General features: G+C 50.5%; 24 protein-coding genes and 2 pseudogenes. 12 read left to right on the forward strand and 14 right to left on the reverse strand.

The window, feature by feature from the left end; translation table 11 throughout:
* Positions 1-133: 133 nt before the first annotated feature.
* Positions 134-814 carry an O-methyltransferase gene (locus MKY48_RS24660; protein WP_339291392.1) on the reverse strand — a complete coding sequence of 227 codons (681 nt, stop codon included), beginning with the start codon at positions 812-814 and terminating at the stop codon, positions 134-136.
* 130 nt (positions 815-944) lie between these two features.
* Between MKY48_RS24660 and MKY48_RS24665 the strand changes: the two are divergent.
* Positions 945-1,828, forward strand: a pseudogene (locus MKY48_RS24665) (LysR family transcriptional regulator).
* Here the strand turns inward: MKY48_RS24665 and MKY48_RS24670 are convergent.
* On the reverse strand, positions 1,822-3,078 hold the full coding sequence (locus tag MKY48_RS24670; RefSeq protein ID WP_339291394.1) for a carbohydrate-binding protein: 1,257 nt from the start codon (positions 3,076-3,078) through the stop codon (positions 1,822-1,824). The pseudogene MKY48_RS24665 and the gene MKY48_RS24670 sit on opposite strands and share 7 nt — an antisense overlap.
* A gap of 77 nt (positions 3,079-3,155) precedes the next feature.
* On the reverse strand, positions 3,156-3,545 hold the full coding sequence (locus MKY48_RS24675) for a hypothetical protein (protein WP_339291396.1): 390 nt from the start codon (positions 3,543-3,545) through the stop codon (positions 3,156-3,158).
* Positions 3,546-3,770: 225 nt separating this feature from the next.
* Here MKY48_RS24675 and MKY48_RS24680 point away from each other — a divergent pair, with 225 nt between their 5' ends.
* Positions 3,771-4,043 carry a hypothetical protein gene (locus MKY48_RS24680; RefSeq protein ID WP_339291398.1) on the forward strand — a complete coding sequence of 91 codons (273 nt, stop codon included), beginning with the start codon at positions 3,771-3,773 and terminating at the stop codon, positions 4,041-4,043.
* A gap of 157 nt (positions 4,044-4,200) precedes the next feature.
* Positions 4,201-4,722, forward strand: a pseudogene (locus tag MKY48_RS24685) (cupin domain-containing protein); the annotation flags it as partial.
* Between the two features lie 515 nt (positions 4,723-5,237).
* Here MKY48_RS24685 and MKY48_RS24690 read toward each other — a convergent pair.
* Genes MKY48_RS24690 through MKY48_RS24705 form a run of 4 tightly spaced genes read right to left on the reverse strand, consistent with a single transcriptional unit; the run spans position 5,238 to position 9,868 of the window.
* Complete coding sequence (locus tag MKY48_RS24690; RefSeq protein WP_339266989.1) at positions 5,238-5,891, reverse strand: metallophosphoesterase; 654 nt, start codon at positions 5,889-5,891, stop codon at positions 5,238-5,240.
* Positions 5,888-6,967, reverse strand: coding sequence for an ABC transporter ATP-binding protein (locus MKY48_RS24695; RefSeq protein ID WP_076324139.1), 1,080 nt, complete (start codon positions 6,965-6,967; stop codon positions 5,888-5,890). Before MKY48_RS24695 ends, MKY48_RS24690 begins: the two co-directional genes overlap by 4 nt.
* Positions 6,968-7,021: 54 nt before the next feature.
* Positions 7,022-8,734, reverse strand: coding sequence for an ABC transporter permease subunit (locus MKY48_RS24700; RefSeq protein ID WP_339291400.1), 1,713 nt, complete (start codon positions 8,732-8,734; stop codon positions 7,022-7,024).
* A gap of 9 nt (positions 8,735-8,743) precedes the next feature.
* Complete coding sequence (locus MKY48_RS24705; RefSeq protein ID WP_339266993.1) at positions 8,744-9,868, reverse strand: extracellular solute-binding protein; 1,125 nt, start codon at positions 9,866-9,868, stop codon at positions 8,744-8,746.
* Between the two features lie 162 nt (positions 9,869-10,030).
* Here MKY48_RS24705 and MKY48_RS24710 point away from each other — a divergent pair, with 162 nt between their 5' ends.
* From MKY48_RS24710 to MKY48_RS24720, 3 genes are all read left to right on the forward strand, one after another.
* Positions 10,031-10,840: a LysR family transcriptional regulator gene (locus MKY48_RS24710; protein WP_339291402.1), complete on the forward strand. Its 810-nt coding sequence runs from the start codon at positions 10,031-10,033 to the stop codon at positions 10,838-10,840.
* Between the two features lie 103 nt (positions 10,841-10,943).
* The gene (locus MKY48_RS24715) at positions 10,944-12,299 is read left to right on the forward strand and encodes a dipeptidase (RefSeq protein WP_339293553.1); all 1,356 of its coding nucleotides are present in this window, start codon (positions 10,944-10,946) and stop codon (positions 12,297-12,299) included.
* Positions 12,300-13,077: 778 nt separating this feature from the next.
* Positions 13,078-14,217, forward strand: coding sequence for a zinc-dependent alcohol dehydrogenase (locus tag MKY48_RS24720; RefSeq protein WP_339291404.1), 1,140 nt, complete (start codon positions 13,078-13,080; stop codon positions 14,215-14,217).
* A gap of 239 nt (positions 14,218-14,456) precedes the next feature.
* Here MKY48_RS24720 and MKY48_RS24725 read toward each other — a convergent pair whose 3' ends face one another.
* Together MKY48_RS24725 and MKY48_RS24730 are read right to left on the reverse strand one after the other, a co-directional pair.
* Positions 14,457-14,828, reverse strand: a complete 372-nt coding sequence (locus MKY48_RS24725) for a hypothetical protein (RefSeq protein ID WP_339266998.1) — start codon at positions 14,826-14,828, stop codon at positions 14,457-14,459.
* A gap of 90 nt (positions 14,829-14,918) precedes the next feature.
* Positions 14,919-15,839, reverse strand: a complete 921-nt coding sequence (locus MKY48_RS24730) for a phosphotransferase family protein (RefSeq protein WP_339291405.1) — start codon at positions 15,837-15,839, stop codon at positions 14,919-14,921.
* A 212-nt stretch (positions 15,840-16,051) separates the two neighbouring features.
* On the opposite strand from MKY48_RS24730, the gene MKY48_RS24735 reads away from it, so the two are divergent.
* The 3 genes from MKY48_RS24735 to MKY48_RS24745 all read left to right on the forward strand — a co-directional run bounded on the left by MKY48_RS24735 (position 16,052) and on the right by MKY48_RS24745 (position 17,914).
* The gene (locus MKY48_RS24735; RefSeq protein ID WP_339291406.1) at positions 16,052-16,549 is read left to right on the forward strand and encodes a DinB family protein; all 498 of its coding nucleotides are present in this window, start codon (positions 16,052-16,054) and stop codon (positions 16,547-16,549) included.
* A 64-nt stretch (positions 16,550-16,613) separates the two neighbouring features.
* Positions 16,614-17,606 carry a YafY family protein gene (locus tag MKY48_RS24740; RefSeq protein WP_339291408.1) on the forward strand — a complete coding sequence of 331 codons (993 nt, stop codon included), beginning with the start codon at positions 16,614-16,616 and terminating at the stop codon, positions 17,604-17,606.
* Positions 17,607-17,611: 5 nt separating this feature from the next.
* Positions 17,612-17,914, forward strand: coding sequence for an antibiotic biosynthesis monooxygenase (locus MKY48_RS24745; protein ID WP_100538611.1), 303 nt, complete (start codon positions 17,612-17,614; stop codon positions 17,912-17,914).
* Between the two features lie 65 nt (positions 17,915-17,979).
* Here the strand turns inward: MKY48_RS24745 and MKY48_RS24750 are convergent, their stop codons facing one another.
* Complete coding sequence (locus MKY48_RS24750; RefSeq protein WP_076324149.1) at positions 17,980-18,807, reverse strand: AraC family transcriptional regulator; 828 nt, start codon at positions 18,805-18,807, stop codon at positions 17,980-17,982.
* A gap of 119 nt (positions 18,808-18,926) precedes the next feature.
* Here MKY48_RS24750 and MKY48_RS24755 point away from each other — a divergent pair, with 119 nt between their 5' ends.
* The 3 genes from MKY48_RS24755 (at position 18,927) to MKY48_RS24765 (ending at position 22,173) form a co-directional block, all read left to right on the forward strand.
* Positions 18,927-20,273, forward strand: a complete 1,347-nt coding sequence (locus MKY48_RS24755) for an alpha-L-fucosidase (RefSeq protein WP_339291409.1) — start codon at positions 18,927-18,929, stop codon at positions 20,271-20,273.
* Positions 20,274-20,500: 227 nt separating this feature from the next.
* The gene (locus MKY48_RS24760) at positions 20,501-21,385 is read left to right on the forward strand and encodes an ATP-binding cassette domain-containing protein (protein ID WP_339291411.1); all 885 of its coding nucleotides are present in this window, start codon (positions 20,501-20,503) and stop codon (positions 21,383-21,385) included.
* Positions 21,382-22,173, forward strand: coding sequence for an ABC transporter permease (locus tag MKY48_RS24765; RefSeq protein WP_339291413.1), 792 nt, complete (start codon positions 21,382-21,384; stop codon positions 22,171-22,173). The genes MKY48_RS24760 and MKY48_RS24765 overlap by 4 nt, the downstream gene beginning before the upstream one ends.
* A 473-nt stretch (positions 22,174-22,646) precedes the next feature.
* Here MKY48_RS24765 and MKY48_RS24770 read toward each other — a convergent pair whose 3' ends face one another.
* The 4 genes from MKY48_RS24770 to MKY48_RS24785 all read right to left on the reverse strand — a co-directional run bounded on the left by MKY48_RS24770 (position 22,647) and on the right by MKY48_RS24785 (position 25,833).
* On the reverse strand, positions 22,647-23,444 hold the full coding sequence (locus tag MKY48_RS24770) for a TetR/AcrR family transcriptional regulator (RefSeq protein WP_339267013.1): 798 nt from the start codon (positions 23,442-23,444) through the stop codon (positions 22,647-22,649).
* A 144-nt stretch (positions 23,445-23,588) separates the two neighbouring features.
* On the reverse strand, positions 23,589-23,948 hold the full coding sequence (locus MKY48_RS24775) for a VOC family protein (RefSeq protein WP_127591679.1): 360 nt from the start codon (positions 23,946-23,948) through the stop codon (positions 23,589-23,591).
* A gap of 144 nt (positions 23,949-24,092) precedes the next feature.
* Positions 24,093-24,926 (reverse strand): carbohydrate ABC transporter permease, encoded by an 834-nt coding sequence (locus tag MKY48_RS24780; protein ID WP_339291416.1) that lies wholly within the window; start codon positions 24,924-24,926, stop codon positions 24,093-24,095.
* Positions 24,927-24,942: 16 nt separating this feature from the next.
* Positions 24,943-25,833 (reverse strand): sugar ABC transporter permease, encoded by an 891-nt coding sequence (locus tag MKY48_RS24785; protein WP_076324156.1) that lies wholly within the window; start codon positions 25,831-25,833, stop codon positions 24,943-24,945.
* Positions 25,834-25,924: the final 91 nt, after the last annotated feature.

A 25,924-nucleotide genomic window follows, 5' to 3' on the forward strand; every position in this document is an offset into this window, starting at 1 on the left:
CGATCTAAAATCTTTGGGACACCCTCCTTTTTTTTCAAATATAGACGGATCCGATTGCTTCGGGTTCTTGTTCCTTCTGCCATTAACTTGATCAGGATCGCCGCAAACGAAAAAGATGCTCCAGTCTAGCAGCTCACGATACAACTCCGATATAAAACCCGTCATACCCCTTACTTCCCACCGTTTGAATAGCTGTGCCGGAAATGGCGGAGTGGGCGGACAGCATATCCATGAATTTGCGGATACCGTGCACCCGAGGGTCTGTGCTGTGATGATCGATAACTTCTCCATCACGGATCACATTATCGCTAATAATGACGGTGCCTGGCCGTGAGAACTGTAACGCCCACTTCAAATAATTTGGATTGTTGGGTTTATCGGCATCGATAAAGATCAGGTCAAACGGCTTCACCTTCTCTTTGGCCAACTGCTCCAACTGCAGCAGGGCATCGCCTACCCGGATTTCCACTCTATCCTGTAGTCCGGCCAATACCACGTTGGATTTGGCAACCTCGGCATGATGCGGATCGAGCTCCAGTGAAATTAGTTGCCCCTCAGCCCCAATCGCCCTAGCCATCCAGATCGTACTGTAACCTCCCAGCGTACCGATCTCCAAAATTCGTTTCGCGCCTTTGATCTGAACGATGACGTTCAGCAGCTTACCTTGAGCCTTGGATACATCAATTTCCGGCAATCCGGCCTCTCGATTTGCAGCTAACACCTTCTCCAGCACCTCATCATAAGGAATCAAATGTTCTGCGATGTAATCATCCACTTTTTCCCAAGTTGCAGCTGCAGCATCCTTCTTTTTCATGTCCGTTTCCTCCCTTATTCTCCATCTGGATCTTACAAAATCATTGTATGTGATTTAATGTTATAGATATAATATATATTTAAAAGACTTATATAACTTAAATATATGATTGGATAGGAGTGCGGCTCTCATGAATTTACACGCATTACGTCTCTTTCACGTCATCGCCACAACGGGCAGTGTTACCCGTGCTGCTGAATTGTTAAATATAAGCCAACCCGCCATAACAGCCCAGATTAAAAAATTCGAGAAGGAACTCTCCCTTACTCTCTTTAAATCGCAAGGCAGGGGCATCGGATTGACGGAGGCCGGAGCCGAGCTCGTCCCGCTTGCCAAAAGACTCTTCTCTGTCGAACAGCAGATTGAACAATTCTGTCTGGATTACCGCAGCGGTTCGAGGGGACAGATCCGCTTGGCGGCAACCTATCTACCTCCCATTTTCTCCTGCCGGCATGGCTTGCAAAATACAAGCAGCGGTACGAAGAAGTAGAAATGAGCATAACCACCACGAATTCAAGCGATGCGCTTAAGCAGCTGTTAAATATGGATGTCGAGCTTGCGATATACGGCGGCCTGCCAGAGGAATCTCCGAATACGATACAGACCGAGGAGCTGTTCCGGGATGAGTTATGGTTTGTCGTATCCCCCGATCACCGTTATGCCAATCAGCGTATCACCCTGGAAGAGATGATGAGAGAGCCTTTTGTTATGCGGGAGGAAGGCAGTTCAACGCGGGAACGGTTATTTGCCTTATGCCGTACCCATAGCGCACCTTCCCCGCGGATCACGCTGCAATTCAATGGTCTGCACGAAGCAATCACAGCCGTCATTGCCGGATACGGTGCAAACTTTGTGTCTTCACTCGTCGTGCGGGAGTATGTGGAACGCGGCGAGCTGAGCCGGGTCTATGTTGATGGAATCGAGCTGCAAAATATCATAGCAGTTTGCACCCGCAAGCATGAACCGTTATCCGCTGCCGCCATGAACTTCGTGGATATGATCCGGAATCAGTAAGTTACCGTTACATTTCCCCTATACATATTTCCTGCCGGGCTTCTCGTATTCTGATATGCCGTTGCTGATGTATTGTTATAAGCCCCGATCACATACGCGGAAGGGTCTGTCAGGTAAAGCGTATTGTTGGAGAACTCGTTATCGATTCCCCACCCCGGCACGATCTCGTGGAGCTGAAACGCATCCACAATGGTGCTGTTCCCGTTCTGATATGCCGTATTATTCCGTATGATAGCCCCATTGCCTTTCACATCGATAAAGCTGTCAGCATAATTCGCACCGCTAATTCCCTCACCATAGAAGATGCAGTTCTCAACGAGCGTTCCCATCGACCGTTCCTTGATATCGATGTGCTCTGCCGTTATATTCGGACCAAAAATAACATTACGTATCGTATTGTAGTGGGTATTCTGGTTGTAGCTCGCTCCCTCTGCAGAACCTACATAGACCCCTTCCCCAAAGCCCGCTCCCGTCTTGCCGGTATTATGAATACGGGAGTTCTCAATGGAGCTATAGGAAGTGCCGTCCCGGAAATGCACCGCTTCGTAACCGATATGGTAAACCTCGACATCCGTGATGCGGGTAAAGTTGGAATTGTCCAGGATGATTCCCTTTTGGGCATTGGTAAACTTTAGATTGCGTATGATCCAGTAGTCGCCCCGAACGCGTAAACTGTAACCAGAACCTGCGGAATACCCGGAAATAATGGCTGGTTCAGCCGGGTTCTGACTCTCGATGACGATAGGCTTCAGGGCAGTTCCCTCGACATCCGTGGAGAAACTTCCCGTGTATGTCCCGGGTGCCAGGACAATTCGCTTCCCGGGTACCACGTTCTTCAATGCGCTCTGCAAGCATGACGTTGTGGAACAAGCGATAAGATCCGACGGATCAGGGTTCGGCGTGCCCCCGCCGCCGTTTTCGGAATTGCATGGTCCTTTATCCTGCCACACGCCCCAAAGGCCAGTGGTTCCCGGCTCTTCGCCAGTCGTCCACCATTTCGCCTTCCACCGTTTCCCGAGATGCGATACTTCAGCTCCGCTATTGTAAGCGCTACCAACATTCCAGGGAATAGTCGTGCATTCGGCAAGAGCCGTACCCTTTCTGCTTAATGTATCCTTTCCACCGGATACCACTGACGACTCGGCATTAGCGTAGTCCGATCTAACCCATGTAGACGTCAATAACAGCAGCGTCAAAATGACTAATATCGGTTTGATCAGGCCGCGGTTCGTTCCCGTATTTCTTATCAAACATGCCATCCCCCTTCAAATTGATCATGATATGCATCATTAACATATTAATGTGAAGGAAAATCAAAACATTCCATTCATGCGGTTAATAATCGATTCAACACCGCTCTCATGGTAGCCTCGCCGCCATTCTGTTCCACAACCTGAGCAAATGCGGCACGTAATGCCTCCGCTAAAATGACGCCCAATTCTTCGCCAGCCTCTTCTCCTGATGCTATGGCCAGCTCACCGAGATAAGGAGCGACGGGATTCTCTCCTTTACGGGGATCGGGCTCCAACAGCAATCGGCCGACTTTGAGACGAATCATGCTGTCGTAAGCAGTCAAAAGGGCCGATTTAAGCCGGCGCTCGGGAGGCGCGGCGTCGGCAACGGCCTCCATTCGGTCCATCATCCGAAGCGTAACGTCATCCCGAAGCAAGCCGTAAAATTTCTTTTTGGATTTATAGTGATGATAAAGAACTCCCACGGTCACTCCAGCATCGAATCCTGATCATCGTTTTTCATGTGTGGCCCCCTCGCATTTATATGGCTGAGGTCGATTGCCAAAATAAGCAGAACAGAACATGGGGCGTCCCGCCAGATCCAGGATCTTTTGGGGTACTACCCTCAGCACGCTCATTCATATCGCGGTATTCGCATTTCTTCCGTTGCTCATAGGTCAATCGTTTATAGGACTCGGGCTGATGGAATCATGGTTCTGTCCATGTTTGCGGCGGGTCAGGCCGTTCAGAGTTATTTTATACAGAAGGCACCGGGCTCCTCCAATCTGATTCTCAGCTTAAACACCTCCATTGTGCACCTCGGGTTAGCCGCAGGCGCGGGTTCAGGAGGCTTCATGGTCAATACGATATCCACGCTTCAATATCATCCATGGCTCGGTGGATTCGTGCTCGCACTAGGCCTGGCTGCAGGACTTGTCAGCTTCTCGGCCGGTCGAAAGACATGGGTTCCAAAATCGGCTTGACCTCACCCGCTCCATCATATGAAATTTGCCCAAGCCACCCTGCCAACGGGTGGCTTGCATGCTGCTGGTTCCAAAAATGGGCTCACGCATGATTGCCCATGGGAATAACGTATTTTATGGGTCAACGCCTATTACAATATGAAGGGCAGGAATCACAGTGGCAACCTCTTATATGGATTTCACCTCACCGTCCGTTCGGTATACTTATGATATGAGCAATAATCCGTTTTTCAAAAAAGATAGCCGAAATTATATTAATTCTCTCTCCATAAAAGAATTGAACACGCTCGGCAACGCTTCCCTGCTGGATATATACCTCAGCACCGGAAACGTGATAGAGCCGCATATCCATCAGAATGCATCGGAATTGGTGTATGTCATTTCTGGTGCAGTCATCGTCTCTATCGTCAATCCATTTACGAAGGAGCTGCTAAACTTCACGTTAACGCCCGGTCAGGTTGTGCTCGTGCCCCAAGGCTGGTGGCATTATGAAATGGCGACGGTTGACAACACCCACCTGATTGCGATTTTTGACGCACCGGTGCCTGAGTTTATTGGAGGCTCGGATCTTTTGAGATTGACGCCGGCCAGCGTGTTCGCTCACACCTACTGCCTGGATGAAGCCAAAGTCAAGGATACTCTCGCTCCGATTACCGATACGGTTATCATCGGCCCGCCCAACGACTGCTCGCTGCAAGAGCAAGTGCAAGGGCAGATGAAACATCCTCAGTATTATTCACATCATAATCAGCACTATTATCATCAAGAAACATCTGGTAATCGTCGAGACTATGAGCTTCTTCAGCAGCAGCAACAGCAATACCAACAACAGCAGCTGCAATTTCAGCAGCAGCAACAGCAATATCAGGAGCAGCAGCAACAGCAACAGCAACCGATGTTCCAGCAGCAATTTCAAACTCAGGATCAACCGCAGCATGGAGCATATGCTGCTGAACCGCAGCGAACATCAGGTCCATCACAAGAGCAATTCCGTTCACAACAGCAATTACAAGAACAACAGCGTCAGCAATTCATCCAACAGCAGCGGCAGCTGCCATTCTTACAGCGCCAGCTGATTGGAAATGGCTGGGATCAATTCTGATCAACCTTTTGGTGATAGGTCCTCGAGCACAATACGCAGCATCACTATTCGTCAGTGATGCTGCGTATTTCTCTTTTTTATATGGAATTATATTATTTAGGAAGACCGGATGCTCCCGTTATTTTCATCTTCCGGCACGTAATGTTCTCAGGCCGCGTAACCGATATGGACCACTGTATACCCGAGGTCAGATTAACCAGACTTAAGTAATATCCGTGTCCTGCGCCGGTATCAATACCCAGCTTACCGTCGCCATACCAGAGCTCCTCTGGCGGTACACCTAGACGAAATGTAGACGTATGACCGAATACAATCGTTTTATCCAACCATCGGGGGGACAGAAAAAACGGCTCGCGAATTTCCGTTAATTCTTCCGGGCTCTGAGCATGAAGCGGAATTCCGGGCCGAATGCCTGCATGCACAAACAAGTATTGATTATACTCGGTCCATAGCGGCATTGTTGCTATGAACTGCTGATACTTCATGAGCCTGGGAGCCGCGAGCCCTGCTTGTTCCGGTCGGTGATGCAGCCATTTGCGTTCGTTATTACCCAGCAGTGCAATAGCACCGGCATCTCGCAGTTCCTCCACATAATCCAGTGTCCCTGCTGAATCCGGTCCCTTATTTACATAATCCCCAAGCAAGAACAAGCGGTCCACCTCCGGATCATAATGTACATGCCGCAGGAGAGTTTCAAGCAGATAACCGTAGCCATGAACATCCGAAACTGCGTACACCTGACTCATGGGGCTAACATACTGCTGTCTGCATATATCATGGTTTGATCCGGAGACAGTCGTATCAACAATTCGCTTCCGGCATCCACGCTGCAATCATGGAATAAATGAATGGGCTGCTGATCTGCCGTTTCCACAATGACTCTCCATCTTGTTCCTTCGTACACCGTCTGCACCACCGTCACCTTCAGCAGGCTCCCTTCCTGCGAAGCTTCGCCGCGCCAAATCCGGATGGATTCAGGATGGACCATCATCACGGCCCTGCCGTCTCCCTTATCCACGCCGATGCGGAGTCCGGCTATCGGACTCCCGGCAAGCATGGCTATTGGCTGTCCATCCTGGGTCAGTTTGGCTTCCAACTGATTATGATAGCCCATGAGCTGCGCAACCCAAGGGCTTGCCGGTCTCTCAAACAACGCCCTCGGCTCCCCGAATTGGTCAATTCCTCCATCCCGTAAAATCAGGATTCGATCAGCGACCGTAAATGCCTCCATACGATCATGCGTCACATACAGGGTAGCGATGGATAATTCGCCGAGCAATCTGGCCAATTCACCGCGCATATCCGTTCTAAGTTTGACATCCAGATTAGACAACGGTTCATCCATTAATATCAGCTTTGGCTCTGTTGCCAACGCTCTCGCTATGCCTACTCGCTGCTGCTGACCGCCAGACAGTTGGGCCGGCAGGCGGTCCAATAAGCCTTCCAGCTTCAGAAGCGACTGGAGTCGATCCAATGTATTCGCTCTGTCTTTAGTGTCTAACTTTCGGCGTTTCATCCCATACTCCATATTTTGTTTCACCGTCATATGCGGCCAAAGGGCATAATCTTGAAACACCATATTAATGGGCCGGTTCTCCGGGGGAATATAGTGTCTCCCCCGTTCAACGGTGACCCCCGCCATCTCTACCTCGCCTGAATCTATGCGCTGAAGTCCGGCAACCATCTGCAGCAGCGTCGATTTTCCGCAGCCCGATGGACCGAGAATGCAAATGCGTTCCCCTTCCCTCACTTCAAACGTGATCGGCTTCAAGACTTGCTGCGAGCCGAATGATTTCGATACGCCCTTTACCTTTAGGATCATTCCACTCTCCATCCTTTCTAAGTTGGATCACGCTCTATCGACAGCCATTTCCGTCTACCGCTTTCTATTGCCATCCAGCCATCGAAATACAAGGCGTCCCGCAGCTTGAAGCAGTACGATGATGAGCACCACGGTACCGCAGCTTACAACGGTAGCAGCCGTAGCATAGCCGTAGCGCGAGAATTCAAAAGCTCTGTCGATAACCAGTGGCATCAGTGAATAATTAGCCGGTTTCAGCATCGAGGCCAAGGCCAAATCAAACACGCTGGTTCCAAACGAAGCTAGGATCGCGATAAGCAAAGACTGACGTACCATGGGCAGTACGATATCCCGCATCCGTTCGAATATGCTCGCGCCTTGGATAGCGGCTGCCTTCAGCATCGTGCCGGACAAATTGCCGAACGCTCCAAGCTGGACCCTGACTGCGTAGGGGGTGGCACCGGCTATACCCGCAATCACGAGCAGCGAGGGGGTTCCGTATAAATGGAGTCCTAAAGGCTCCAGCCATTTCTGATTCCATATGAAAATATAGCCGATCCCGAGCACAACGCCGGGGACCGCTAGGGATATGATGGAGAACAGCTGAAGCATGGGCTTTAGCCTAGACTCCGTGAAGGTCAGCATGTAGGCAACTACAAACCCGATCAGCATGCTAAACAATGCGGCTGCGGCTGCAATTGCGAGTGAATGATACATTCCTTCCAGATAACCGAGCAGCCGGTGATCCCCAGCCTGTCCTGCAAATAATTCACGATAATGCTCCAGCGTAAAATTGCCCGGATTCAGGCCTCCGCCTGCCTGTTTCAGCAGAGATACCGCTGCACTCGTCCCAATCGGAATCCCGAGACTCAGGAAAAGAAAAACCGTAATTGACAGATTGTACATCCAGGCAAACCGCGGCTTAACCTTCTCCATTTTGACTGCTCTCGCATTCAGAAAGTCAAATCTGGATTTACGGAGGGTCACCATCAGCAAGGTCATCGCCAGCACCAGTATCAATACCAAGTAGAATGCCAGCACTCCCGCCATATCAAAACGTACAGGTGACTGGTAAATGGCCGAGTAAATGGAGTAGGTCAGCGTCGGGAATTTATACACAGTTGCCAATGCGGCAGGCAGCCCAAAATCGCCGATCGAATCCATAAAGACCAGTGTCCAGCCCGCAACATAAGAAGGGAGTGCCAGTGGCAATTCGACGGTTCTCCATACGGTGAAAGGCCTCGCGCCGTTCAGCCTGGCTGCATAACCGAACTGCCTTATATTCCACTCCGAAGCTGCCATAATAGCCAAGTAAGCTAACGGGAATTTGCTTAGGGACATGACAAACACAAGTCCGGCAGGTTGAAAAATAAATGAAGTGACCCACGTCAGCCCCAGCCACTGATGAACCAGTCCATCCGCACTGGCAAACAATACCCAGCCCTGTGCAATCATGAACGATGGCGCGATCAGCAGAACCCACGCCGTCATATCCAGCAATCTTGCTGTTGCAAAGTTCCATCTTGCCCGGATGGTTGCAAGTACGCCTCCAATGATCGTACCGAACGTAGCCGTCCCCAGCGCTAATGTGACTGAATTCAGGAGGGATTGTTTCCACAGAGGTCGGTGAAATATGTCTCCGATCAAACCCAAGCTGCTGGACTGGATCTGCCCGAAAAAGAGTCCAGGGAAAATCACGTTGATTAGCACGGCAAGCAGCGGCAGAAAAATAAAAACAAACAGGAGGAGGGTTACCCCGCCTCCATAGCGAGCTTCCGAAGTATTCATGTTATGTGCCTACCTTACGTTTTGATCCGCAAACCAAGTCTTGATCTCAACCTCATGCTCTGAGGCCCACTTCGCAGAAGGCAGCATAAAGGCTCCGTTCGGTTCACGTTCACTTCGCGCTGACACACCTTCAACGAGCGGCGTAAAGAAACTATCCGTGGAATCCTGACTGGTTAACATCTGCTGTGTCTCGGGTTTTAGCATATATTCCACAAATGCCTTGGCCGCTGCCGGGTTCTTGGTATGTTTGCTGATCGCTACAACACGCAAGCTGCCTGGCGCACCCTCGCGCGGCCATATCACCTCAATAGGCTCACCTGCAAGCTTCAGTTCATAAGCATTGTGCTCCTGGAGTGCCGCAACCTCGATTTCTCCGCTTAACAATGCTTTTCCGACCGGACCATTCTTGGGGTAGACATGCAGCCCCTTCTTAAAACGCTGCTCATATTTCTGCTCTGCCGCTTCGACACCCCATTGCTCATAAAAAGCAGATACGAGCGGATAGGCAGGCGCTGCTACGGCCGGATCGGCATGACCCACAGGACCGTCATAGGCAAAAAATTGCTCCCAGGTCGTCGGTGCCTTCTCCGGCGTTACCAGCGTTGTGTTATAAGCGATGACCCCGGCCGCATGAATGCCTATAGGAAAGTAGGCGAAATCTTCGGGAACATAACTCCTTCCGTTTTCGGACAGATTTCCCAGATTCTCAGGCTCCCAGTCTGTCAGCAGGAAATCGCGATCTGCCAAATTGCGCACCGAACCGTGCCCATCCATCATCAGGACGTCCCACTGCGGGTTACCCTGCTCGGCTTCTATTTTGGCCAATGCTTCTCCCCCGCCGTAATGCACGGCTTCGATCTTGAAGCCTGTCTCTTCCATAAACTTCGGAGCAATGAAATCTACAAAATCATTCCCGTATAAGTAGATCGTTTCCCCGGTATCCTCTGCGTTGTCGCTGGTCAAGGATACGTCCGACTGTCCGGCGGTACTTCCGCTTCCGCTGGTAATGGGTCCTGTCGTTTCCTTAGATCGAACCGTTTGCTGTCCATCCGATTGCGCGCAAGCCGACAACAACAACATCAGCGCAGTTAATGCAATGAATATCCCATGTTTAAAGCCTCTTTTTTTGTTCATGTCACCCTCCTGTTTCTGATTTCCTTCTTGGTTCCATTTCAGCATAACGCGCCAAATTCAATTAAAAATTATCGCTGCGTTAACAAAGAGTTAAATAATATCTATCAAATGTTAGATAAGATTAAGATTATCAATGATGAAATGGAAAGAGAGGATAGCAACATGAACTTACAGCAATTAAAAGTATTTGTGCTTACCGTGGAGCTGAGGAAGTTGTACCTTGTGGCTCAGAAGCTGGGCATTACCCAGCCAACCGTCACCTTCCATTTAAATAAGCTGCAGGAAGAGCTTGGCCTTGCCCTGTTTCACACCAAGTCCTACCATGTCATCAAGCTTACGGAAGCCGGTCAAGCCTTTTATCATTACGCATCGCAGATCCATTCCCTGTCTGAGGAAGCTTCATCAACTATGGATGTCTTCCGCGGAACCGCTGCAGGAGTACTCGCCATTGGCAGCACCCATACTCCCGCTACCTACCTGTTACCGCCGTTTCTGCAACAGTTGAAACTTAATTATCCGGGATTGTCCATCCAGTTGGATGTCCGACCGGCTGCCTATATTATCGAGAAAGTCAAAAAATACGAGCTCGATGTAGGCATCATATCGAACACGCAAGTAGATGAGCCTGAATTCATCGTACAGCCGCTGATCCATGATGATCTGGTGCTTATATTCGCCCCGGATCATCCCTTTGCCAGCATAAGAGATTTAATTCCGAGCGATCTGGTCGAACATCCCTTTGTTTCGCATGAACCAGGCTCCATCAGCAGACAGCTTATTGACCGCTGGGCTGACAAACATCATATCCACCTTCTAATATCATTGGAAATCTCGGGAACCGAAGCACTGAAAGCAGCCGTTCGCCACCGTAATAAGCTGATCAGTCCGGCGCTGCGGATGTTCTGGAGAAACCTTTTGGACAATTTTGCATCACAACAGCCGGAAGAGAGTCATGACACGATTCAAGATTAATCCCGCTATATTTCGTATTCCTCGAAAAACGGTTAGAATAGTAAGGTACGGCATCCATCGAATGCCAATGAGAATTTTGAAGGAGGATCCCTATAACATGAGTATTGATTATAAAGCGTATTTCGCTGAACACCGCGAAACCCATCTGAATGAGTTGAAGGAATGGTTGTCCATTCCGAGCATTTCGGCCCTGTCCGAGCACAAAGGCGATGTGGCAAAGGCTGCCGAGTGGCTCGCAGGCAAGCTGACCGAAGCAGGCCTTGAGCATGTGGAAGTTCATCAAACGGCAGGACATCCTATTATTACGGCAGACTATCTGCATGCCGAAGGCAAACCAACCGTGCTCGTATACGGTCACTATGACGTACAGCCTGTAGACCCGCTTCATCTGTGGGAAACGCCGCCCTTCGAGCCGGCTATCCGTAACGGAAAATTGTATGCACGCGGAGCAACGGACGATAAAGGCCAGCTCTTCCTGCATGTCAAAGCCGTTGAAGCCATTTTGAAGCAAGAGAAAGAGCTTCCGGTCAACATCAAATTCTGCATTGAAGGCGAAGAAGAGGTGTCCAGCCCGAACCTCCCGCTCTATCTTGACAACAACAAGGACAAGCTGGCCGCAGACGCCATCGTGATCTCGGATACATCCCTGCTCGCACCTGGCAAACCGGCCATTTCCACAGGCCTTCGCGGATTGTGCTCCCTAGAGTTGTCTCTGGAAACAGCCAATACCGACCTTCATTCCGGTACATATGGCGGCGGCGTACCTAACGCCTTGCATGCCCTCGTCTCCCTGCTCTCTTCGCTTCATGACGAGCAAGGCCGTGTCGCCGTAAAAGGCTTCTATGACGGCGTGCTCGAGCTGTCGCCTGAAATGCGCGAGGAATTTGCCAAGCAGGAATTTGACGAGGATAAGCTGAAGCAGGATCTCGGCCTCGATTCCCTGTACGGTGAGGAAGGATTCTCCTTCGTTGAACGCGTGGGAGCGCGTCCGACCCTTGAGCTGAACGGCGTATATGGAGGGTTCCAAGGAGAAGGCAGCAAGACGGTTATTCCGAAGGAAGCCCATGCCAAAATTACGTGCCGCTTGGTGGCGGACCAGGATCCGCAAGCGGTCCTCGACGCGATTGAAGCCCACTTGCATGCCCACACTCCAGTCGGTTCGAAGATTACGTTTAAACCGAAGGAAAAGGCATTCGCCTTCAACATCGATCCGTCCCATCCAATGCTGCAAAAAGCCGCGGACGCCTTCGAACATGTCTACGGCACGCGTGCCCTCTTTACAAAGGATGGCGGATCCATCCCGATCGTCGAGAAGCTGTCCAGCACGCTTGATGCTCCTGCCGTCATGATGGGCTTTGGCTTGCCGGACGAGAATCTGCACGCTCCGAACGAGCATTTGAATTTGGAGAATTTCGATAAAGGTTTGCTGACGATCGTTGAGTATTTGAAGCTCGTGTAAACTTTTACCGCCAACGGCCAAAGCGTAGACGCCAACATCACCTGGACACCGCGACCTTCACGCGGGAAGGAAAGCCCAAAGAGTAATCGTAAAGATCCTAAAAAAGAACGCGTATGGCGGGATAACCGAATCCCTGCCAATACGCGTTCTTTATTTTTAAGAAAAGTCCCTTATGCCATCCACATACCGACCATCGGACTGCGGCTTCGGTTTACCGAAGAAAATTGGCCATGGGGTGTGTCCTACAAAAACTTGTTACTGGCTCTATCCCCAAACAGGTAATTTCATCAGCAACAAGCCGCTGCTATCACCAACAAGCCACACTATTACAATAAGCCGCATCTAACGGACCACAGATCCGCTATTTGCACGATTCAGACGATTTTCTTATCCTAACGGACACCAAGTCCGTTATTCAACCCTTTCGCCGCGAAAAAACGGAGTTTTTATGCAAATAACGTACCTCATGTCCGCTAGAATCCCAGTTTAGCTCTTATCGGATCAAATAACGGATCCTGTGTCCGTTAGAATCCGAAAGTATCCACTTATCGAACCAGCAGTTATCACCGTCCTATGTCCGGTAAGCCCGAAAGTATACATTTAACACACTTGCCATCGGGCTCGGTTAACACCGTGACTATAGCATCGACCGTTCTTCAAACAAACTATGTTTTTGCGCGTAGCAGCGCATATGCATAAATAGCGAGGGGGATGTTAATAAAAGTGCATATCGGGTATTAAAAAGAGAACATATGTACATCGCATGAGGAGGGAACAAATGAGAGCAGTCACATTTCAAGGCGCAAAAGACATTCAGGTCAAAGACGTGCAGGATCCATCCCTTCAGACACAGGATGATATTATCGTCCGCATCACCTCTACAGCCATTTGCGGTTCCGATCTTCATATATACCTCGGGACTATGCCCACGTCTAAAGATTTCGTGATCGGCCATGAGCCCATGGGGATCGTAGAAGAGATCGGTGCTAACGTAACCCGCGTAAAAAAAGGCGACCGCGTCGTTCTTCCGTTCAATGTTTCTTGCGGCCACTGCTACTATTGCAATCATGATATGGAAAGTCAATGCGACAATTCCAATGGCATCCCGGATGTCCATACCGGTGGATACCTGGGTTACACCGAACGCTATGGTAACTATCCTGGAGGGCAGGCTGAATATCTGCGCGTGCCGTACGGGAACTTTATGCCGTTTGTCATCCCGGAGTCATGCGAATTGGAGGATGAGGCCCTTCTCTTCTTGTCCGATGTTCTGCCTACTGCCTATTGGAGCGTGGAAAATGCCAGCGTTAAGCCAGGTGATACTGTGACGGTGCTCGGCTGTGGACCGGTCGGTCTGATGACCCAAAAATTCGCCTGGATGAAGGGGGCTAAACGGGTAATCGCCGTGGACCGCCTTCCCTACCGGCTGCAAAAAGCAAAGCGGATGAACAATGTTGAGATCTACAATTTTGAAGACTATGATGATATGGGCGCGTACATCCGCGAGATCACTAAGGGCGGCACGGATATTGTGATCGACTGCGTTGGCATGGACGGGAAGAAGTCAACCATGGAAGCCATTGGTCAAAAGCTGAAGCTCCAAGGCGGAACGTTAAGCGCAATGGATATTGCCTTCGATGCCGTTCGCAAATTCGGCACCGTTCAGCTGACCGGCGTGTACGGTTCATTGTACAACATGTTCCCGCTGGGCCATATTTTTGAACGAAACATTACCCTTACCATGGGACAAGCCCCTGTCATCCATTATATGCCGGAGCTGTTCAGGAAGATCACCGCCGGGGAATTCGATCCAACCGAAATTGTATCCCACCGGCTTCCACTGGAACATGCAAGCGATGCCTATCGGATATTTAGCGATCATGAAGAAGACTGCACCAAGGTAGTTCTGAAGCCGTAGCATCAATTCAAAGCTACAAGAATAAACCAAACATTCCCTGTCACAACCTTTGGATTGGATAGGAAGTGCTTGGTTTTTTGTGTCCCGTTTCATGGAAATTAGTGATTTTGTGTCCCGGTTCATGAAACTTAGTGAGTGAGGTTAAAATCTTCCCGGATGAGTGTTGGACGCTTCGACATGACCTCAAGTCTCAAGGGATGCGTGTCGTCAACGGCTAACATATTCGCCGGGTAGGCTGTCTATTCATTCGCTTTTCTGGGATTCACCCGGATGATCGTTCCGCACGGATCGGATATCCAGTAGCCTCGCGAGTTCTCGTAAACCTCCACCTCATCCCTGCGATCCACCTGATGTTCTCTCAAATATGAAGCGGCGGTCTCGGGATGATCCGTAGTGACCTCTAACCAGACATCCTGCTGAGCATAGTGAGTCATGCAATCCAGCCATAAATTGTTCGGGCCGTGCTGAAAGAGGTGTGAACCATCCTTGAAGCCCAAATAAGGCAGCCGCAAAACCTCTTTGTAAAAATGCACGGTTTCCTCATACTTGTACTTCGGAATTTTAAGGGCAATATTGTTTCCGCCGACAAACTGAATATCCGCTGATGACATGAGTACAAACCTCCTTTTGGGATTTGATGTCATTGTATCATGCAGCATCACCGAAAAATTCTTCTGGATTGCTATCCTAGCAGCGTTGGTTTAAGACGACCTCGGCATTGGTTTATACCAGTTGGGCATATGCGTCTGGAACCCCTCATACCAGTTCAGCACCTCTTGAGCCTGATTCACCATAACCTCCACTTCCTGCTCTCCAAATGGAATCGCCCAATGAATTGAGGAAATCTGATTGCTCGCGATATAAAGTGCCATTAATCTGAAAAATGAATCCGGTACCTCACATCCTTGAAAATATCCGTGAATACGACCGGAAGCGAACCACGGGCTAATCGCAGCATCCCACGTAATCCGATTAAACTCCTCCCAAGGGTCACCATAATCCGCCCGGTTGAAATCGATGATGCCCAGCTCACCTTCAGGAGTAACCACCATATTGCCGACATGATAATCCCCATGCTGAAAAGCACGGGGCCGCTCATCAAGTAAATACCGATGCTCCTCCATAAAACGAATGATGTTCTCAGCACCTGCGAGCTGGATGCCACAGTTCTTATAATTTTTGATGTACCTATCCATTTTGGAATTATAATAATCCGCCCACGTATCAAAGCTGCTTTCAGCCGGAATGCGATGCATTTCGCTCAAATATTGGCCTGCCCGAACGCCAAGCCGGTACTGCTCCTGAGAATCCAGCAATGGAATCGCATCCCTTGCATCTTCTCCCGGAACCCATGTAAACAGGGAAAATACTTGCCTGCCATCATGGCATACGCCAAAATCAATCGGGCGAGACGTACGCATTTCGATAGAATCAAGCTTTTTTACCGCTTCAAACTCCCACCGCTTTCGCTCATATTGAGAGATGTCGGATAATCGGAGAAGCCACTCCTGGCCTTCCGTATCCTGAACATAAAATTTACGATCTGCCGACCAGCCCTTGTCAACCGTTTGAACGGTCATCCATTTATCTGCCCCCGGGATTTCGCGAATCGCGTCCTGCATGCTGCACACCCCCTATATTCGATAACCTGCACGATCTTTAAATCTCATACATTATAAAGGAAGAGGGTTCATTAGACCATGCAGATAATTTCCGGCTAAGCACTGGAATAAATAAATTCGTTGCGCCTCATAATCACTGACCGTAATTGTCAGGAATGATGTAATAAACTCGACTTACAGCATCCATCCTAATATAAAGCGAGGGTTTACACATGAACATGAGCATAGAGGATTTTACGACAGAATGGTTAAAAGAGGCACGGATTACGGAACAAGTCATGGACGCATTAACCGACGATTCGCTCAAAACCGCCATGACGGATCAGCATCGCACGCTCGGTCAGCTGGCATGGCATTTGGTGATGTCGATTCAGTACATGACCATGCTCGGTTTGCAATTTGAGGCACCATCTCGCGAGCAGGAAATCCCGGGTTCCGCCGCCGAGATTCAGCACAGTTACCGCCGGATCCGGCATGCCTTTCTGGATGCGGTGCAGTCGCAGTGGAGCGAGGAGGATCTTCGCGCTACCCGTGATTTCGACGGAGAGCCTTGGGCAAATGCGGCATTCCTGCATTTTACCCTGGTTCATCAAGCCCATCACCGCGGACAGATGACGGTGCTGATGAGACAAGCCGGACTGCGGATTCCCGAGCTCTACGGTCCGACTTACGATTCCTGGATCGACAAGGGAATGGACCCACTCGTGTAGAAAAGATACAATCTACTTAAAAGCAAACATTCGGGATCATCCCATCTGGAAGGAGCGAATCTAGATGTCCAAAGCGGATAATATGCTGTCGATCCTATGGATGCTCCGCTCGGGCAAGAAGATGACCGCGCAGCAAATCGCCGATGAGCTGGAAATCCATGTTCGAACGGTGTACCGCTGCATCGATTCGTTATGCGCCAGCGGCGCGCCCATCATCGCCGATTCCGGGCCGAACGGCGGCTTTCGGATCCTCGGACAGTTTGCCGAATCCCCGCTGATGTTTGATGCAGAAGAGCAGAAGGCATTGGTGCATGCCTCGATCTTTGCCAAAGAAAGCGGCTATCCGTTCACGGACGCACTGCAGCGGGCGATCGACAAGCTGAAGCTTTATACAAACGAGGAGCAGCTTCATCAGATCGAACGGCACAGCAGCGGCATCTCGGTTTTGCAGCCTCCTACTCATAAGGGACTGCGACCGCTGCTTCAGACACTTGAACGTGCCGCGGCGCAAGGACAAACCCTGAAGATGATGTATTCGAAGGGCAGGGAAGGCGCCAGCGTTACCCGAGACTTCGATCCCTACGGCATCATCCACTGGAAGGGTCAATGGTATGCTGCGGGCTTCTGCCATCTGCGTCAAGAGATTCGCAATTTTCGCGTGGATCGGATCATCGAGCTGGAGCTGACAGAGCATGGATTTGAACGGCCCGCTGATTTTTCGGCCAAGGATGTACTGCTTGGCAGTCTGCTGCCCGATCAAGGCAGCCATGAACCACTGGTCCAAGTCGTCATCCAAGGTCACGAGCATGTTCTGAATGAATTAAGTCAGCATTGGTTATTTGGACATACGCTTGTGAAACGCTGTGATGGAGAAGCTCATTTCCGAATGGATACGTCTTCACTGACGTCCTATGTTCCCTATTTTCTTCTCCCATATGGCAAATCTTTAACCATTCTGGAGCCCGCTTCTCTTGTTCTGAAACTGTCAGAAATCACGACAAGCATGGCGCTCCATTACGAACGCATGTTAAGCGACATGACCAAAAAGGAAGGGTGAACCCGATGGAGAAATTCGCGATGTACGGAAAGCTGATTGCCCATCCCGGCAAACGGGATGAACTTGCAGAGATCCTGCTCGAAGCAGCAGCGATGCTTAGCGATAACAAAGATTGTGAACTCTATATCGTCAACGTTTCGGACAGCGATCCGAATGCCGTCTGGGTCACGGAATTGTGGAGCAGCCAAGACGCGCATGCCGCTTCATTGCAGGGAGCCGATACGTCCGAGCTGCTCCAGCGCGGACGGCCGCTGATCGCCGGCGCGGAGCCGCTCAAGCTTAAACCGCTTGGAGGAAAAGGTTTTTAGATATACCTGATCAGAAGAATAGAGGCTGTCCCCGAATCGAAATTCAGGGACAGCCTCTTTTTTTGCTATATATTGTTCCGGTATTCCGAGGGGCTGTAACCAACCTCTTTACGAAACGTCTTCGAGAAATAGTTCGCCGATTCAAAGCCGGTTGCGTCCGCAATTTCTTTGATGCTCAGAGGGGTCGTTCTCAGCATGAGTTTGGCCTGCTCCATTCGTTTGAGGCTTAAATATTTCTGCGGCGTGATCCCAAAATGGCGTTTAAAGTACTTAATAAAATAATTCGGATGCAAATGCAGCGTCCCCGCCATCTGCTCCAGCGTAATCTCCTCATGCAGGTGATTCTTAATGTACTGCTGCACTTTGTGGAGCCTGCCCATATCTTCCATTTTGTCCGTATGAATCTGCGGGTGCTGGTGCTCGAACACTCGGGACAGGATGTCCAGCATCACCGACTTTTCCTTTAACCGCGCGGCGATGGTACCGGTACGATGCGCATCCACCAGCTGCTGGAATAATGACGGAATCTCCGCGTTCTCCGATAAATCATAGCAATAGGGAACGTTCAGCCAGGAAAATACATCGGAATCACCTACGGTCGCCGAGAAGTGCGACCAATATTTAAGATAGGGGCGGCCGCTGATGACAGAGTAGGATTGCCTGGTCCGTGCCGGCATCAGAACCAATTGACCCGGAACGGGATACAGCTCCTCATCGCCGATTTTCACCCATCCTTCCCCATCCAGGATAAAATAGAGCTTGTTGTAAGACACGGTGTAGTCGAATTCCTTCCACTCCGGCCAGCACTGCGTTCTTTCAGCCTCCCAGATCTGAACCTGCATATTCAGGAGCATCTGCTGAATGGCTTCATGTTCATTTCGTTCATTCTTCATCTTCGATTATCCTCTAAAGTTATTATAATACCCGTCAGAGTTAAGTAATTATCTATTCATACTAACACATTCTTGTTAAAATCAAACTCGACAATTCCAAGAATCGGAGGTTTGAATCCATGACAACAACTACTCCAACCAATCAAGTCATCCAGGAACGAAACCAGCGTGTGCAATGGTTCCAGAACGACCGTTTCGGCATGTTCATCCACTGGGGGCTCTACTCGATCCCAGCCAGAGGCGAATGGCTCCGAAGCTCGGAACAGATGAGCATCGAAGACTATCAGACCTATTTCGATGAATTTGATCCCGTTGACTATAATCCGCGGGAGTGGGCCAAAGCGGCCAAAAAAGCAGGCATGAAATATGCGGTGCTGACGGCCAAGCACCATGACGGATTCTGCTTGTTCGACAGCAAGCTGACGGAATATAAATCAACGAATACCAAAGCCGGGCGGGACCTCGTGCAGGAGTTTCTGGAAGCTTTCCGTGAAGAAGGCCTTAAAGTCGGCCTCTACTTCTCGCTGATCGACTGGTACCATGAGGACTATCCGGCCTATGGGGACCGCATTCACCCGATGCGCGCCAACGAAGCCTTCAAGCGCGATCCGAAAAACTTCGACCGATACCTGGATTACATGCACGGGCAGGTTCGAGAGCTGCTGACAGGCTACGGTAAGCTCGATATTATGTGGTTTGACTTCTCCTATGGTAACATGCGCGGCGAAGTGTGGCGCGCCACCGAGCTGATGAAGATGATCCGCGAGCTGCAGCCGCACATTCTCATCGACAACCGGCTCGAAGGCAGCGGCGAGAGCGGCGGCAGCATCTATACTACCGATCCTTCCGTTTACAGTGGAGATTTCGCGTCACCTGAACAGATCATTCCGCCGCACGGCGTCGTGGATCAGACAGGTGCCCCGATCCCATGGGAAGCCTGCATTACACTGAATAACAATTGGGGCTATGCAGCCGCCGACCGCAATTACAAATCGGCAACCACGATCATCCGCAAACTGGTGGAATGCGTTAGCAAGAACGGCAACATGCTGCTGAACGTCGGGCCTGACGCGAGGGGCGTCATCCCTAAGGAGAGCCTTGACGTGTTGGAGGAAATCGGTGACTGGATGAGCAAGAACGGCGACAGTATCTATGGCTGTGCGGCCGCCGATTATCCGAAGCCGGATTGGGGTCGGTACACCCAAAAAGGCAATAAGCTGTACGCCCACGTCTTTGAGGAGTCCATCGGACCGATCAATCTCATCGGCATGGCCGACAAGGTGAAGAAGGCCCGTCTGCTCGCGGACGGATACGAATTGTTCCTCAGCCGCCCATGGAGCGCAGCGGAATTCATCGAGGACGCATTTGTGAATTTCGCGCGTCCTGAACACTTCACTTATCCGCTCCCCGACAAACGCAATACCGTCATTGAACTGGAGCTTTATGACGAATCGGATCGTTCGTAACGATAAGATCGCATATACTATGAACTAATCCCTATAAGAGCCTGACTTGATGTTTTGTTACATCGCGTCAGGCTCTTTTTTATCCCCCGACACCCTATCCTCCTGTTATCATCATGCAATTCCAAACGCAAAAAAATCGTATTGCACATTAACTGTTTATTCTATATACTAATTATCAATTAAACTGTTTATTATATATACAATTAATTAAGGGAGATGTGCTGACAATGAGTAACTATGCTGTTGAGATTCGGCAACTTCGCAAAAGCTTTGGGCACCAAACCGTGCTGGACGGGATCGACCTGAGCGTGCCGCAAGGAAACGTATTTGCTCTTCTTGGTCCTAATGGGGCCGGCAAAACAACCTTGATCAACATCCTGTCGACCTTGGTAGCGCCCGATGCCGGCAGCGTGAGGATTAACGGATTTGATCTCCGCCATCACAAGCAGGATGTGCAGCAGTCCATCAGTCTGACCGGCCAATTCGCTGCCGTTGACGAAGTGCTGACCGCGGAAGAGAACCTGCGGATGATATGCAGGCTGTCCGGTCTATCCGCAGCGGAAGCGCGCCTGCGAACTGCAGAACTGCTCGAACAATTCGATCTCGCAGCTGCTGCCGCCAAGCGCGTGAAGACGTATTCGGGCGGGATGAAGAGAAGACTTGATCTTGCCATCAGCCTTGTTGTGCCGCGGCCCGTGCTGTTCCTGGATGAACCAACCACGGGACTGGATACACGCAGCCGTCGTACCCTGTGGGATATCATTCTGCAGTTGAAGAGCCAAGGTATCACCATACTGCTGACCACGCAGTATTTGGAGGAAGCGGATCAGCTCGCGGACCGGATCGCGGTCCTGGATGGCGGGCGAGTCGTTGCTGAGGGAAGTCCGGCCGAGCTGAAGACCCGTGTCGGAGGAGAAGTTCTGGAGCTCCGCGACGAACACGACGAGGTGATTCACAGGATTCCGACAAGCGGCAGCATCGGGGACGTCGCTCAGACGCTCCATGAGTTCACTCACCTGCTACCGAACGAGACGCGCGTAAGTCTTCACAGGCCAAATATGGATGATGTATTCCTGTCGCTAACCGACAAAAAATTGGAGGAAATCGTATGATGAGAGGAACAGCTTCGAACACAAAAACAACGTCCTTTGCGGTCACCCAGAGCGTTTTTATCGGTCGCAGCTTACGTCACAGCATCCGGAACGCGGAGGCGATGATTACGGCAATGATGCTGCCGATCATGTTGATGCTGCTGTTCACCTATGTATTTGGCGGTGCCATTGATCCCAGCGGACAGTATGTAGACTACGTGGTGCCGGGAATCATTCTGTTATGCGCAGGTTTCGGATCGTCCAGCACGGCCGTCGATGTCTCCCAAGATATGACCAATGGCATCATTGACCGCTTCCGGACCATGCCCATTCAAAGCATGAGTGTCATTACAGGACATGTGGTAGCCAGCCTTGCTCGAAACATGCTGGCGACTGGCGTCGTTATCGCTGTGGCTCTGCTCGTTGGATTCAGGCCTTCAGCCGGACTTCTGGATTGGATTCTCGCCATCGGCTTGATCGCGCTCTTCATCTTTGCCTTCACTTGGCTTTATGCCGCCATCGGCCTCGTTGCAGGCAATCCGGCAGCGGCCAGCAGCTATGGATTTGCACTGCTCTTCCTCCCCTACCTCTCCAGCGCCTTCGTTCCTACCGAGACGATGCCGACATGGCTGCAAGGGGTCGCAAGCAACCAACCGATCACGCCCGTCATTGAGTCCATTCGCGGGTTGCTGATGGGAGGTTCCATCCAGGATCACATCGGCTGGGCAATTGGATGGTGTCTGTTCATCCTTGTCGGGTCCATGGTATGGAGCATGTGGACGTTTAAGAGAAAAGCCGGTCGACGCTAACTATGCATAGGGTCGACAGCTATCCAAGGATGCACCGGACCACGCACCGTGCGCATAATGGAGCAGTGCGCACGATGTAGCAATGCTTTTTTAAGAGCCAATCTGGACATGGCATCTGCCTACCAGCGGATGTCATGTCCGTCCCGGAACGATATCAACCAAACCCAACGCTTGATAAAACATCCGCTTTGGGCCTAATCAACCAGCAAAAAAAACCGATCCTCATGCGAGGATCGGTTTTTTTACCCAGCTGCGGCGCGCTTTTACTGCACTCTCTTACGGCAAGCCCTTACTCCACTTTCTTACTGTACACTCTTACTGCACTCTCTTACCGCACGCTCTTACTCCACACTCTTACTGCACTCTCTTACCGCACGCTCTTACTCCACACTCTTACTGCACTTTCTTACTGTACACTCTTACTGCACTCTCTTATCCACCACGACCTGTAACTGTAACTTTGGCCGATATCATTACTTGTCCGACTTTCCCGGCTGTGTCTTGGTCTGGAGATAATGATCAATGCCGTCCAGAATGCGTTCTAACCCGAAATCAATGTCATTGCCAATCGGGTTCACTTCCTCGTTGTCTTCCGTATAGACCCCCGACATCACAACCGGATACAGGAACGGAAACCGATCCGGCTTCATAAGCTGTTTCAGCGCTGCCGTATAATCGATTCCACTGAACTGTTCCGGGGTGGAGCCTGCCTGTATGGCGCGGTCCATATCCCGCTGCATCATGCCGCTTGATCTAGCGTAATTGCTTAACAAGAGAATCAAAGACATCCGCTCATAATCATTCAGCGGGAGATCCGTCATGAACCGCAGACCCCAATCGATAAATCGCAGATTGTTCGGCGTAATGGGAATACCCGTAATCGGAATGTCTCCAAACCAGGGGTGATCCCGGAATACCTGCATCGTCGATTTGACGTAGGCCCGCATATTCTCGCGCCAGTCGGCAGAATCTTCCGGAGGAATGGGAATATCGCACGCGGCGTTCTGCATTAGCAGCAAAAGGTCGTCCTTGCTGGAAATGTACCGGTACAGCGACATGGCGGTAAAACCCAAGGAGGACGCGATTCGATTCATGGAGACAGCGGAAAGCCCTTCTTTATCGGCGATATCGATAGCCGTCTCCACAATCTGCGACAGGCTCATCTCCCGTTTCGGTCCCCGCTGAGGCGGCTTTACCAATCCCCAGCTAAGAGCCGCCCCTCTGGGCAGCTTGGATCCAATATCCGAATCCATACTCTGATCGTTTGACATAAACAGTGTATCCTTTCTGCATCCTAGCTTCTGATGTCATCGATAATTGTTTATATTATAAACAGTATATCATATATGCTCATCCTTATGTACTGGGTAGCATATAAGCATCAGTGCGAAGATACCGACTTGACCCACGTATACTCAATCATGTGACAGATGCATCAAAATGTTGACCAGCTTCCCGAACGGATCGCGGACAAAAAAGCGTCTTACTCCCCAAGGCTCATCAACCGGTCCATATTCAATGGAAAAGTCTGCCCGCCTCATCGCATCCAGCACAGCCTCTAGCTCATCCACTTCGATCGACAGATCCGGGACGGGCGTGCCGCTGCCTCCCTCGGAAGCAAAGCTGATCTGTATGCTCATCCTCTCCTGCGAGCCATAAGTGGTGAGCCAGCCATGATCCATTAACATATCCAGACCCAGCACATCTTGATAAAACGTCTTGGCTGCGGCGACATCCTTCGTTGCGACATTTGCGACAATGCGTTTAACTCCCAACTTATACTCCTCCATTCATCATGCTAAAAATATCACTGCATCTACGTTATACACACCCTCATGTAACTACACGACGAGTATAACAAATCCTTCCAATAGAAAAAACTGTTGAGGTTTACTCAACAGCTGATTCGTTAGCTTCCCCTATCCTTTCGTTCCGCCCTGCAGCCCGAAGCCCTTGGACATGAATTGCTGGGAGAGAATGTACATGATGATCGCCGGGATGGCGTACAGCACCGAGAAGGCGGCCAGGCTGCCGTAATCAACCATGCCATACTGCCCGAAGAACTGATAGAGCTTCAGGGAAGCCGGGAATTTCTCAGGCGACTGCAGCAGAATATACGGGACGAAGAAATTGCCCCAACTGCCCGAGAAGGTAAATATCGCCACCGTACAAATACCCGGAACCATCAGCGGTGCCACGACCTTGCGCATTCCCGTAAACACCGAAGCCCCGTCCACCCAGGCGGCTTCCTCCAGATCGCTCGGCACGGAATCCATGAAATTCTTCATCATCCAAATCCCGTATGGCATGGATGACGCTACATAGAACAAGATGACGCCCAAAATATTGTCATACAGCTTCAGCCCCAGGAACAGCTGGTAAACAGGCACCATCACAGCCGTAATCGGGAGCGATGTCATAAACAGAATGGTCAGCATAAAGGGTTTCTTATATTTCATCTGATAACGGGATAGCGGATAAGCTGCAAGCAGCGCCAGAAGAACAACCAATACGGCTTGGCCAAGCGACATCATCAGACCAATCAGGTAAGCGCGCTGGTTCTCGCTGCTGGTAATCACCTCAACATAGTTAGCGCCGGTAACCTTGCTGGGCATCTTCAGCGATTGCATCGCATTCGGATCGACGGAAGCCACGAGCACCCAGAGCAGCGGCAGCACAAAACAAATGCCGATCCCCGTAAGGATCGCGTACGGCAGAATACGATAGATTAATTTACGTTGTTTGGCATTCATATGATTTCACCTCTGGTTACTCTTTCATCGACCTGATATACAGCAGGCTTAAGACAATCCCGATCAACAGCAGCAGCAGCGAAATGGCGGTTCCATAGCCTAATTGATAGTTCACAAATGCCTGATTGTACATGAAGATCGGCAGGGTCGTCGTAGAATTGCCCGGACCGCCCCCGGTCATCGCATAGATGAGTCCGAACACCCCAAGCGTCTGCAGCGTAACCAGCATCATGTTGGTTGTAATGGTGCTTTTAATGTACGGAATAATGATACGCGTGAAGATTTTCCACTTGGAGGCTCCATCCACCACCGCCGCTTCCTCAATTTCGTTAGGCACATCATCCAGCGCAGCTTGAAATACCAGCATCGAGAAGGCCGTACCGTGCCAAATGTTCGCAAGAATGATCGTCAGCATCGGGACGGTAAACAGCCAGGTCACTTCCGAAAATCCAAAAAAAGTGATAATTGCATTGAGCGTGCCCTCATCCCCGAAGAAGCTGTACAAGCAAAGAGCGCATACAATCTCGGGCGTCACCCAGCCCGCAAGCACAATCGTTCCAATCACTCGCCGAAAAGTCTTGTTCCTCTGCTTCATCAGCAGGGCGATCAGAAATCCCAGCACCTGCTGCCCGATCACCGCCGAGCCGATAAGGAAAACCAGCGTGTTCCATATACTGATTCGAACCGTGGGGTCCTGAAACATCCGGGCATAGTTGTCAAGGCCGATAAACTTAAGCTCCCTCGCCGCTTCGCCGGTTAACGCCAGGTTGGTGAAGGAATAGAAGAATGTTAACAGAATCGGATATATAAAAAACACGAGCATAATCGCGATTGAAGGAAGCAAAAAAAAGAGCCAGGTATACGTTTTTCTTCGTTTCGGGTAAACGTCCACGGACAGACTGCTCATGTGTCTTCTCCTTCCATGCAGATGATCTGAAAAACCGCTTGCCCAAGCCTCCGCAATGAATGGAGCGCTTGAGCAAGCCGGTTCTGTGTGT

It is taken from the genome of Paenibacillus sp. FSL W8-0187, from assembly GCF_037969755.1.
GTDB lineage: Bacteria > Bacillota > Bacilli > Paenibacillales > Paenibacillaceae > Paenibacillus_AQ.

What these genes read in the sequence shown, in the direction of transcription:
- MKY48_RS24710 (WP_339291402.1), top strand. Translation starts at nt 10,031, where the DNA reads ATGAACTTACAGCAATTAAAAGTATTTGTGCTTACCGTGGAGCTGAGG.
- MKY48_RS24735 (WP_339291406.1), top strand. Translation starts at nt 16,052, where the DNA reads ATGAACATGAGCATAGAGGATTTTACGACAGAATGGTTAAAAGAGGCA.
- MKY48_RS24785 (WP_076324156.1), bottom strand. Translation starts at nt 25,833, where the DNA reads ATGAGCAGTCTGTCCGTGGACGTTTACCCGAAACGAAGAAAAACGTAT.
- MKY48_RS24770 (WP_339267013.1), bottom strand. Translation starts at nt 23,444, where the DNA reads ATGTCAAACGATCAGAGTATGGATTCGGATATTGGATCCAAGCTGCCC.
- MKY48_RS24680 (WP_339291398.1), top strand. Translation starts at nt 3,771, where the DNA reads ATGGTTCTGTCCATGTTTGCGGCGGGTCAGGCCGTTCAGAGTTATTTT.
- MKY48_RS24725 (WP_339266998.1), bottom strand. Translation starts at nt 14,828, where the DNA reads ATGTCATCAGCGGATATTCAGTTTGTCGGCGGAAACAATATTGCCCTT.
- MKY48_RS24780 (WP_339291416.1), bottom strand. Translation starts at nt 24,926, where the DNA reads ATGAATGCCAAACAACGTAAATTAATCTATCGTATTCTGCCGTACGCG.
- MKY48_RS24705 (WP_339266993.1), bottom strand. Translation starts at nt 9,868, where the DNA reads ATGAACAAAAAAAGAGGCTTTAAACATGGGATATTCATTGCATTAACT.
- MKY48_RS24765 (WP_339291413.1), top strand. Translation starts at nt 21,382, where the DNA reads ATGATGAGAGGAACAGCTTCGAACACAAAAACAACGTCCTTTGCGGTC.
- MKY48_RS24700 (WP_339291400.1), bottom strand. Translation starts at nt 8,734, where the DNA reads ATGAATACTTCGGAAGCTCGCTATGGAGGCGGGGTAACCCTCCTCCTG.
- MKY48_RS24750 (WP_076324149.1), bottom strand. Translation starts at nt 18,807, where the DNA reads ATGAAGAATGAACGAAATGAACATGAAGCCATTCAGCAGATGCTCCTG.
- MKY48_RS24690 (WP_339266989.1), bottom strand. Translation starts at nt 5,891, where the DNA reads ATGAGTCAGGTGTACGCAGTTTCGGATGTTCATGGCTACGGTTATCTG.
- MKY48_RS24755 (WP_339291409.1), top strand. Translation starts at nt 18,927, where the DNA reads ATGACAACAACTACTCCAACCAATCAAGTCATCCAGGAACGAAACCAG.
- MKY48_RS24760 (WP_339291411.1), top strand. Translation starts at nt 20,501, where the DNA reads ATGAGTAACTATGCTGTTGAGATTCGGCAACTTCGCAAAAGCTTTGGG.
- MKY48_RS24660 (WP_339291392.1), bottom strand. Translation starts at nt 814, where the DNA reads ATGAAAAAGAAGGATGCTGCAGCTGCAACTTGGGAAAAAGTGGATGAT.
- MKY48_RS24740 (WP_339291408.1), top strand. Translation starts at nt 16,614, where the DNA reads ATGTCCAAAGCGGATAATATGCTGTCGATCCTATGGATGCTCCGCTCG.
- MKY48_RS24720 (WP_339291404.1), top strand. Translation starts at nt 13,078, where the DNA reads ATGAGAGCAGTCACATTTCAAGGCGCAAAAGACATTCAGGTCAAAGAC.
- MKY48_RS24695 (WP_076324139.1), bottom strand. Translation starts at nt 6,967, where the DNA reads ATGATCCTAAAGGTAAAGGGCGTATCGAAATCATTCGGCTCGCAGCAA.
- MKY48_RS24745 (WP_100538611.1), top strand. Translation starts at nt 17,612, where the DNA reads ATGGAGAAATTCGCGATGTACGGAAAGCTGATTGCCCATCCCGGCAAA.
- MKY48_RS24730 (WP_339291405.1), bottom strand. Translation starts at nt 15,839, where the DNA reads ATGCAGGACGCGATTCGCGAAATCCCGGGGGCAGATAAATGGATGACC.